8 protein-coding genes are annotated in these 9,774 nt (G+C 67.0%); 6 read left to right on the top strand and 2 right to left on the bottom strand.

Annotated features, from left to right (window positions below):
• Positions 1–120: 120 nt before the first annotated feature.
• Positions 121–2,184, bottom strand: coding sequence for a M13 family metallopeptidase (locus IU514_RS18845; protein WP_194932702.1), 2,064 nt, complete (start codon positions 2,182–2,184; stop codon positions 121–123).
• A gap of 209 nt (positions 2,185–2,393) precedes the next feature.
• On the opposite strand from IU514_RS18845, the gene IU514_RS18840 reads away from it, so the two are divergent.
• The 6 genes from IU514_RS18840 to paoC all read left to right on the top strand — a co-directional run bounded on the left by IU514_RS18840 (position 2,394) and on the right by paoC (position 8,392).
• Complete coding sequence (locus IU514_RS18840) at positions 2,394–3,236, top strand: class I SAM-dependent methyltransferase (protein WP_194932701.1); 843 nt, start codon at positions 2,394–2,396, stop codon at positions 3,234–3,236.
• A 33-nt stretch (positions 3,237–3,269) separates the two neighbouring features.
• On the top strand, positions 3,270–3,650 hold the full coding sequence (locus IU514_RS18835; protein ID WP_194932700.1) for a cupin domain-containing protein: 381 nt from the start codon (positions 3,270–3,272) through the stop codon (positions 3,648–3,650).
• Between the two features lie 80 nt (positions 3,651–3,730).
• A complete protein-coding gene (locus tag IU514_RS18830; RefSeq protein ID WP_194932699.1) occupies positions 3,731–4,393 on the top strand; it encodes a glutathione S-transferase family protein in 663 nt (220 codons plus the stop codon).
• 200 nt (positions 4,394–4,593) lie between these two features.
• Positions 4,594–5,250 (top strand): aldehyde dehydrogenase iron-sulfur subunit PaoA, encoded by a 657-nt coding sequence (paoA, locus tag IU514_RS18825; protein ID WP_194932698.1) that lies wholly within the window; start codon positions 4,594–4,596, stop codon positions 5,248–5,250.
• Complete coding sequence (locus tag IU514_RS18820) at positions 5,247–6,203, top strand: FAD binding domain-containing protein (protein WP_194932697.1); 957 nt, start codon at positions 5,247–5,249, stop codon at positions 6,201–6,203. Before paoA ends, IU514_RS18820 begins: the two co-directional genes overlap by 4 nt.
• A complete protein-coding gene (gene paoC, locus IU514_RS18815) occupies positions 6,200–8,392 on the top strand; it encodes an aldehyde oxidoreductase molybdenum-binding subunit PaoC (RefSeq protein ID WP_194932696.1) in 2,193 nt (730 codons plus the stop codon). Before IU514_RS18820 ends, paoC begins: the two co-directional genes overlap by 4 nt.
• Before the next feature lie 37 nt (positions 8,393–8,429).
• Here the strand turns inward: paoC and IU514_RS18810 are convergent, their stop codons facing one another.
• Complete coding sequence (locus tag IU514_RS18810) at positions 8,430–9,530, bottom strand: Gfo/Idh/MocA family protein (protein ID WP_194932695.1); 1,101 nt, start codon at positions 9,528–9,530, stop codon at positions 8,430–8,432.
• Positions 9,531–9,774 lie beyond the last annotated feature (244 nt).

The raw sequence follows: 9,774 nt of genomic DNA, 5'->3' as shown, positions 1-9,774 counted from the left end.
TTTTTTTATTCCCTTGGTTTTCCGGCCTTTTTTTTTTTTGGGTGGTCCCGCGGGGGGTATTTTTTTGTTTTGTCCGGGGGGGGGCCCCCCGCCCCCCCCGCGCCGATGCAGCAGCTCTGCTTACCAGATCCGCACGCGCTGTTCCGGCGGCAGGTACAGCGCGTCGCCGGGCTTCACGTTGAACGCCTGGTACCACGGGTCGAAATTGCGGACCGGGCCGTTCGCGCGATACATGCCCGGCGAATGCGGGTTGGTCTTGATCAGCGTCAGCAGCGATTCGTCGCGGTACTTGCCCTTCCAGATCTGGCCGAACGCGAGGAAGAAGCGCTGGTCGCCTGTCAGGCCGTCGATCACCTTGGCCGGCTTGCCGTTGAGGCTCAGCTGGTAAGCGGTGTACGCCATCGAGATGCCGCCGAGGTCGCCGATGTTCTCGCCCATCGTCAGCGCGCCGTTGACGCACTGCCCTTCCAGCGGGCAGTACGAGTCGTACTGCGAGCCCAGAACCTTGGTGCGCGCGTCGAAGCGGGCCCGATCCTCGTCGGTCCACCAGTTGCGCTGCACGCCGGCGAAGTCGGACTTGCTGCCCTGGTCGTCGAAGCCGTGCCCCATCTCATGGCCGATCACCGCGCCGATGCCGCCGTAGTTCACCGCTGCGTCGGCGTGGACGTCGAAGAACGGCGGCTGCAGGATCGCGGCCGGGAACACGATCTCGTTGAAGGTCGAGTTGTAGTAGGCGTTGACCGTCTGCGGCGTCATGCGCCATTCGTCGCGATCGGTCTTCTGGCCGACGCGGCGGTTCTGGTCGGCGCGGTTGAAGCGGCGCATCGCAATGGAGTTGGCGACCAGGTCGTTCGGCACGATGGTGACGCTGTTGAAGTCGGTCCACTTGTCCGGGTAACCGATCTTCGGGCGGAAGGTTTCGAGCTTGTGGTAGGCCTCGGCCTTGGTCGCCTCGCTCATCCAGTCCAGCTGCTGGATGTTCTGGCGCAGTGCCGCGCGCAGGTTCTTCACCAGCTGGTCCATGGCGACCTTGGACTCGGGCTTGAAGTAGCGCGCGACGTACATCTCGCCGACCGCATCGCCCAGGCCCTCCTTCGCGCCGACGACCGCAACCGCGCGCTTCCAGTCGTCCTTCTGCGCCTTCTGGCCGCCAATGACCTTGCCGTTGAACTGGAACGACGCATCGTCGATGGCGCGGCTGAGCAGTTCGGCGTTGCCGTCGATGGCGTGGAAGGTCAGGTAGTCGCGCCACACCGGCAGCGGCGTGGCGGCGATCACGTCCAGCACCGGCTGCACGGCGTCCGGCGTCACGACGTTGACGCGCTCGGGCAGCGGCATTTCCTGCGCGCGCAGGTGCGCCGCCCAGTCGTAGGCCGGGAACTGCGCCTGCAACTGCGCGAAGGTCGACACGTTGTAGGTCTTGTCGCGGTCGCGGCGCTTGGCACGCTCCCACTGCGGCTTGGCCAGCGCGGTTTCCAGCGCCAGCACCTGCTCCGCGCGCGCCTTGCCGTCGCTCACGCCCGCGAACGCGAGCATGCGCTGGATGTGCTGCACGTACGCCTCGCGGATGGTCACGAAGCGAGCGTCTTGATTGAGGTAGTAGTCCTTGTCCGGCAGGCCCAGGCCGCCGACGTTGAGGCCGACCAGGTACTGGTCGGGGTTCTTGCGGTCCAGCTCGATGCCCAGGCGCACCGGCGTGGCGCTCGCGTCGAGGTCGGCATTGGCGAAGGCGGCGATGAGTTCGGCCTTCGTATCGATCGCGGCGATGCGGCCCAGCACCGGCTGCAGCGGCGCGATGCCGGCGGCGTCGCGCGCGGTGCGGTCCATGTAGCTGGCGTAGTAGTCGCGCACCTTCTGGCCGTTGCTGCCGGTCTTCAGGTCGGAGCGGCGCTGCAGGTCCTCGACCAGCCCGTGCACCTGCTCCTCGGCACGATCGCGCAGCTGGTTGAACGAGCCGTACGAGGTCTCGTAGTCCTTCAGCTCGTAGGTCTTCAGCCACGTGCCGCTGACATAGCGGTTGAAGTCGTCGCCCGGCTTCACCGACAGGTCGCGGGCGCTCAGGTCGACGCCGAAGTCACCGAGCTGAGGCTTTCCCTTGCCGGCCGGGCGGTCGGCGGCAATGGAAATGGCGGAGACCAGGCCAAGCGCAACGGCAAGACCGAGGCTCAGGGGCGAAGACTTCATCGGGCGATTCCGGCAGAAAGGAGTGCCCGAGACTAGCGGCCGCGTTGGGGGCGGTCGAGTGACTTTGGTTGGCGCGATGCGCTCCGTTGCCCGCCTGGCTGCGAACGCCAGCTTCCGCAAAGCCCCATACGGCGCCGTACCCTGCCGTCGCGGTTTCTCCGGGGGTGGGCAACGGGTACCCTGCCCTCCTTTCCCGCGCATCGCCCGACGTGCCGCATTACTCAGGCCCACTGCTGACCCGCCCCATCGCCGAGGCTCTGCTGGCCGCACGCGATGCGGGCCGCACCACCTGGACGGGCTCGCTGGACCTCGACCGATCGAGCGGCGAAGCGCTGCTCGAGGCGGATGCCTGGCAGTGGCGGGACCAGCGCTATCCGTATCCGCCGAAGCTGAAAGACCGCACGATCTATTACTGGGACGGCGACGACTTCGCCGCGGTGTCGCGCTATTCCGGCTCGCTGATCAAGCTGGTGCCCACCGAGTGGGGCGCTCCCACCTTCGAGATCGACGGCATCAAGATGCTGCCGACATCGAAGACCTCACCGGTAGAGGACGCGCGGCGCAAAGTCGCCCTGATCGAACCCGGCGGCAAGGTCGTACTGGATACCTGCGGCGGCCTGGGCTACTTCGCCGCATGCTGCCTGGAGGCAGGCGCCGCGCGCATCCACTCGTTCGAGAAGAACGAAAACGTGCTGTGGCTGCGCACGCTCAATCCGTGGTCGCCCGATCCGGACGCACCCGCGAACGGCGGCCGCCTGCAGCTCAACCACGCCGACGTGTCGCAGGAAATCACGCGGATCGCCGATGCCTCGGTCGATGCGCTGCTGCACGATCCGCCGCGCTTCGCCATCGCAGGCGAACTGTATTCGCAAGTGTTTTACGACCACCTGGCGCGCGTGCTCCGTCGGGGTGGCCGCTTGTTCCACTACACCGGCGCTCCAAACAAGCTCACCAGCGGCCGCGACGTACCGCGCGAAGTGGCAAAGCGGCTGGAGAAAGCCGGCTTCAAGGCGGAACTGGCGCTCGACGGCGTACTCGCAACGCGGCGTTGAAGACGCAGGCCTTGGGCATGCAAGGGAGACCCGATGAAGGAAGCCATCCGACGCATCGCCCCCGATGCCGAGTACCACACCGACGAGCTCTGCCATATCAACGAGCTGTCCAACACGGCGGATGATCCGGAACTGTCGATCGCACGGGCTCGCGTCGCGCCCGGCATCGTCACACGCTGGCACCGGTTGATCGGCACCACGGAGCGCTACGTGATCGTCGAAGGCCAGGGCCGTGTCGAAGTCGGTGGCCTTGCGCCGCAGGACGTCGGCCCCGGCGACGCGGTGATCATTCCGCCGATGTGCCCGCAGCGGATCGCCAACACGGGCTCCGGCGACCTCGTGTTCCTCGCTCTGTGCACGCCGCGCTTCATGCCGGAGGCGTACGAGGACATCGAGCACGAGATGGGCGGCTGATGGCCGTGTAACCCCGTGGCCGTCGTGTCGAATCACGGCCCGGTTGTTCGTCGTAAGGGAAAGACCACCCGGAGACCTGCATGCCCGCCACACGTCCGCGCCTGTACGCCCACCCATTCTCCTCGTACAGCCAGAAGGCGCTGATCGCGCTGTACGAGAACCAGATCCCGTTCGACTACCGCAACCTGGAGGATGCGCTGGCCAGCGCCGAATGGTCGGCACTCTGGCCGATGCGGCGCTTCCCGGTCCTCGTCGACGGCGCTCGCACGGTGTTCGAGGCCACCTCCATCATCGAACACCTCGACGTGCACCACCCCGGCCCGGTGAAGCTGATCCCCGAAGATCGCGACGCCGCGCTCGAGGTGCGGATGCTGGACCGCTTCTTCGACAACTACGTGTCCACGCCGCAACAGAAGGTCGTGCTGGATCGTCTGCGGCCCGAAGCCGACCGCGACGCCCGCGGCGTGGAGGACGCCCGCGCCATGCTCGAAACCGCCTACGACTGGCTCGAACCGCACATGGCCGGGCGGGAATGGGCCGCCGGCTCGGCTTTTTCCCTCGCCGACTGCGCCGCTGCGCCATTCCTGTTCTACGCCGACTGGACGCATCCCATCGACGAGCGCTACGCCCACGTCCGCGCCTATCGCGAGCGGCTGTTGGCACGGCCTTCGTTCAAGCGTGCCGTGGATGAAGCGCGGCCGTATCGTCCGTATTTCCCGCTGGGGGCGCCGGATCGGGATTGAGCCTCCACGCCGTGGAGGTCCCGGACAAAGGCCCGCCAATGGCGGGCCTTTTGCTGAAGGTCGCACAACTCAGCTGGATTCGCAGCCCGCCAGCAGCGAATAACGCACCGCCTTCCCGCTCACATGGCCATATCGGTGCGTGTGGTAACAGCAACCACCTGACGTCTCCGTTGCGAACACCATGCCAGGAGGACGGCACGATGGATGAGGATTCGCCGTTGAGGACACGGGTGAGCCGCCGGCAGGTACTGATCGCGGGTGCAACATCCGCGGCGGCTACTGTGCTGCCCACGGCTGCGACACTCGCGGCCGAAGCCGCGGCGCCACTCCCTCCCAAGCCGCCGGTGATGTCCAGGGTGGTGCTCGAGGTAAATGGCAAAAAGCACACGCTCGAACTGGACACGCGGACCACCCTGCTCGACGCGTTGCGTGAACACCTGCATCTGACCGGCACCAAGAAAGGCTGCGACCACGGCCAGTGTGGCGCGTGCACCGTCATCGTCGAGGGCCGCAGGATCAACTCCTGCCTCACCCTCGCGGTCATGCACGACCGCGAGAAGATCACCACGATCGAGGGACTCGGTACGCCCAAGCGGCTGCATCCCATGCAGGCGGCGTTCGTGAAGCACGACGGCTACCAGTGCGGCTACTGCACGCCGGGCCAGATCTGCTCGGCGGTCGCGGTACTCGACGAGATCAAGGCGGGCATTCCCAGCCATGTCACCGAAGATCTCACGGCGCGCCCTCGCCTGTCGGCCATGGAAGTGCGCGAGCGCATGAGCGGCAACATCTGCCGTTGCGGCGCCTATTCCAACATCCTGGATGCCATCGACGAGGTGGCCGGGGGGCTCGCATGAAGGCCTTCGGCTACGAACGTGCGCGCACGCCCGCCGAGGCGGCCGCGTCGGTGGCGCGTATCCCGGATGCGAAGTTCATCGCCGGAGGAACCAACCTGCTGGATCTGATGAAGCTCGAGATCGAGACGCCGGCGCACCTGGTGGACGTCAACGGGCTGGACCTGGATGCGGTCAGCGAAACCGAGGATGGCGGTCTGCGCATCGGCGCACTGGTGCGCAACACGGACCTGGCTTCGGACCGGCGCGTGCGTCGCGATTACGCGGTGCTCGCACGTGCCCTTCTGTCCGGCGCATCCGGCCAACTGCGCAACCGCGCCACGACCGCCGGCAACCTGCTGCAACGCACGCGCTGCCCCTACTTCTACGACACCCACCAGGCATGCAACAAGCGTCGTCCCGGCAGTGGCTGCGCGGCGCTGGAGGGATTCAGCCGCCACAACGCCATCGTCGGCGCCAGCGACGCCTGCATCGCCACGAATCCAAGCGACATGGCGGTGGCGCTGCGCGCGCTCGACGCCACGGTTGAAACGGTACGGCCGGACGGACAGACACGCGCCATCCCGATCGCCGACCTGCACCGGCTGCCGGGAAGCACGCCGCACATCGAGCACGATCTGCAGCCGGGAGAGCTGATCACGGCCGTCACGCTGCCCAAGCCCATCGGAGGACGGCAGATCTATCGCAAGGTGCGTGATCGTGCGTCCTACGCTTTCGCGCTCGTGTCGGTCGCGGCGATCATCCAGCGCGACGGCAGCGGCCGGGTGGCCCTGGGCGGCGTCGCACCCAAGCCGTGGCGGGCCGATGCGGCGGACGCGGCGCTTCCACGCGGTGCAAAGGCTGCTGCCGCGGCCCTGCTCGATGGCGCAAGAACCACGCGTGACAACGCCTTCAAGCAGGCGCTGGTCGAGCGCACCATCGCCGCCGTGCTGATCGACGCGGGAGACGCGTCATGAAATTCGACAAGCCCGCCGGCACCAATCCCATCGACCAGGGCAAGGTCGTCGGCAAGCCGACCAGTCGGATCGACGGCCCGCTGAAGACCACCGGCACCGCGCCGTATGCATACGAACGCCATGACGTCGTGCCGAATCAGGCTTACGGGTATGTGGTCGGCGCCGGTATCGCAAAAGGCCGCATCGCGCTGCTGGACGACAGCGCCGCGCGCAAGGCGCCGGGCGTCCTCGCGGTGGTGACGGCGCAGAACGCAGGCAAGCTCGGCAAGGGCCGATTCAATACGGCGAAGCTGCTGGGCGGTCCGGACATCCAGCACTACCACCAGGCCATCGCGCTGGTCGTGGCGGAAACCTTCGAGCAGGCGCGTGCCGCCGCGCAGGCGATACGCGTCGACTATGTGCGCGAGCAAGGCGCTTACGACCTGGAGAAGGCGAAGGACACCGCCTTCGCCCCAAAGAACGAAAATCCGGACAGTGCGGCCGGGGACTTTGCGACAGCCTTCAAGGCGGCCCCGGTGCAGTTCGACGCGACCTATACGACGGCGAACGAATCGCACGCCATGATGGAGCCGCACGCCACCATCGCCGCATGGGACGGCGACAAGCTCACGGTGTGGACGTCGAACCAGATGATCCACTGGGGCGTGGGCGACCTCGCGACCACGCTCGGCATCCCGAAAGAGAACGTCCGGCTGGTGTCGCCGTACATCGGTGGTGGTTTTGGCGGAAAACTCTTCCTTCGCGCCGACGCCCTGCTCGCGGCGCTGGGCGCGAAGGCCGCGAAGCGGCCGGTCAAGGTTGCGCTGCAGCGTCCTTTGATGATCAACAACACGACCCATCGCCCGGCCACCATCCAGCGCGTGCGGCTGGGCGCGACGAAGGACGGCACGCTCACGGCGATCGGACACGAAAGCTGGAGCGGCGACCTGCCCGGCGGCGGCCTCGAAGTCGCGGTGCAGCAGACCCGCCTGTTCTATGCCGGCGCGAACCGCATGACCCGGATGCGACTGGCAACGCTCGACCTGCCCGAAGGCAACGCGATGCGCGCCCCTGGCGAAGCTCCCGGCCTGATGGTGCTGGAAGTGGCGATGGACGAGATGGCGGAGAAACTCGGCCTCGATCCGGTCGAGTTCCGCATCCTCAACGACACGCAGGTCGATCCCGAGAAGCCCGAGAGGCCGTTCTCGCAGCGGCACTTCGTCGAATGCCTGCGCACCGGCGCCGAACGCTTCGGGTGGAACAAACGCAACCCCAAGCCAGGCAGCGTGCGCGAGGGACGTTGGCTGGTGGGCATGGGCGTCGCTGGCGCCTTCCGCAACAACCTGCTGACGAAATCCGCGGCGCGCGTGCGGCTGGATGGCCGTGGCGTCGTCACCGTCGAAACCGACATGACCGACATCGGCACCGGAACGTACACGATCATCGCGCAGACCGCGGCCGAGATGATGGGCCTGCCGTTGGAGCGCGTGGACGTGCGCCTTGGCGATTCCACGTTCCCGGTATCCTCCGGTTCCGGTGGTCAATGGGGCGCGAACAACTCGACGTCAGGCGTGTATGCGGCCTGCGTGAAGCTGCGCGAGGCCGTGGCGCAGAAGCTCGACATCGATCCGGCCACGGCCGAGTTCGCCGACGGCGAGGTCCGCGCGGGAGAGCGTCGCATGGCGCTGGCGGACGCGGCGAAGGACGGCGAACTCGTCGCCGAGGACGCGATCGAGTACGGCGGCCTCGACAAGCAGTTCCAGCAATCGACGTTCGGCGCCCACTTCTGCGAGGTCGCGGTGCACACCGGCACCGGCGAGATACGCGTGCGCCGCATGCTCGCGGTCTGCGATGCGGGCCGCATCCTCAATCCAAAGTCGGCACGCAGCCAGGTCATCGGCGCGATGACGATGGGCGTCGGATCGGCGCTGATGGAAGAACTGGCAGTCGACAAGCGCCTGGGCTTCTTCGTCAACCACGACCTGGCCGGCTATGAGGTGCCCGTACACGCGGACATTCCGCACCAGGACGTGATCTTCCTCGACAAGACCGACCCGATCTCGTCGCCGATGAAGGCCAAGGGCGTGGGCGAACTCGGCATCTGCGGCGTAGGTGCGGCGGTGGCGAACGCCATCTACAACGCCACTGGTTTCCGCGTGAGGCATTACCCGATCACGCTGGACAAACTGCTGGACCATCTTCCTAGCTGACGGACGCTATCGCGACGTCGTTCGTACGGGACGAGCCTCAGGCCAACGACACCGCCCTGCCCGTGCGCGCGGATTCGTAGATCGCCTGCATGATGCGCACGTCGCGCTGGCCTTCCTCGCCGGAGACCTTGCTGGGTTTGCCTTCGAGGATGCAGCGGGCGAAGTCGTCCATTTCGGCGGCGAACAGGTCGATCTCGGGGAAGCGGATCTCCTGCCCCTCGCTGCGGCGGCCGTGGTTGCCGTCATAGAAGAAGGCCGGGTCGAGTTCGAACCAGCCGCGCTGCGCGTTGACGCGCAGGTTCTGGATGCCTCCGGCGCGGTAGCTGGTGCTGCAATGCGCAACGACGCCGCTGGGGAAGCGCGCTGTCCAGACCATGCTTTCGTCCACTTCGGCGAACTTGACCGGGTCTGTCCTGGTCTCGATGGCGGACACCAGTACAGGCTCCTCGCCGGTCAAATAGCGCGTGGCCTGCAGCGCGTAGATGCCGACGTCCATCAGCGCACCACCACCAGCCAGGGCGCGCTTGAGGCGCCATTGGCCGGGCTCGCCGACGTCGATTGCGAATCCCGCCTGGATGATGCGGGGCGCTCCGAACACCTGCTCGCGCACCAGGCGGATGCATTCGAGATGATGCGGGTCGTACTGGCACCGGTAAGCGGTGCCGAGCAGACGCCCTGCCCTCTTGCAGGCATCGATCATCTGCTGGCAACGCTCAACCGAGATTTCCAGCGGCTTCTCGCAGAAGACGTGCTTGCCGGCCTGCGCGGCCCGGATGGTGTGGTCAGCATGCAGCGCATTGGGCGTGACGACATAGACCACGTCGATGTCGGGGTTGTCCGCCATCCGGTGCATGTCGTCGTAGGAATAGACGTTTCCGGCAGGAATGCCGTACTTCGCCTTCCAGGCCTCGGCCTTGGCCGGCGTGCTGGTAACGATGCCGGCCAGCCGGCAATGCTTCGTCTTCGCCAGTGCCGGCGCGATCTGGTGCTCGCTCAACTGCCCCAGTCCGCAGATCGCGACGCCGAGCTTGCGCGCGCCCGATGCCCCGGTGAGGCTCGCGCCGCTGCTGATGAAGGGCGCAGCCGCGATGGCGGCGGCGGTCTCGGTCAGGAACCGGCGGCGGGACAGCTTGGCCATGGCATGCGCTCGTGCTGGGCTCGGGGGAAGGTACCTTGCCCGCGGGCCGTGAACCAATCATCGGCCGCGCTGGCCGCCCCCTCGCATCCAGTGCGGAGGCCGCAAGCGTGTCGATGCGCCGGCGGCTGGCCGATCAGGCTCCATGTGAGCGTTCGAGACTCAACACCAGGGAGGAAACCGCCATGCCCATGCTCAGCCTGATCCTGGCCGGCCAGTTGGCCGCAGCCGCCGTCCCGCCCCCGCC

The organism is Lysobacter niastensis, assembly GCF_015453285.1.
GTDB classification, from domain to species: domain Bacteria; phylum Pseudomonadota; class Gammaproteobacteria; order Xanthomonadales; family Xanthomonadaceae; genus Lysobacter_J; species Lysobacter_J niastensis.
This window is presented reverse-complemented; position numbering and strand designations above follow the sequence as displayed.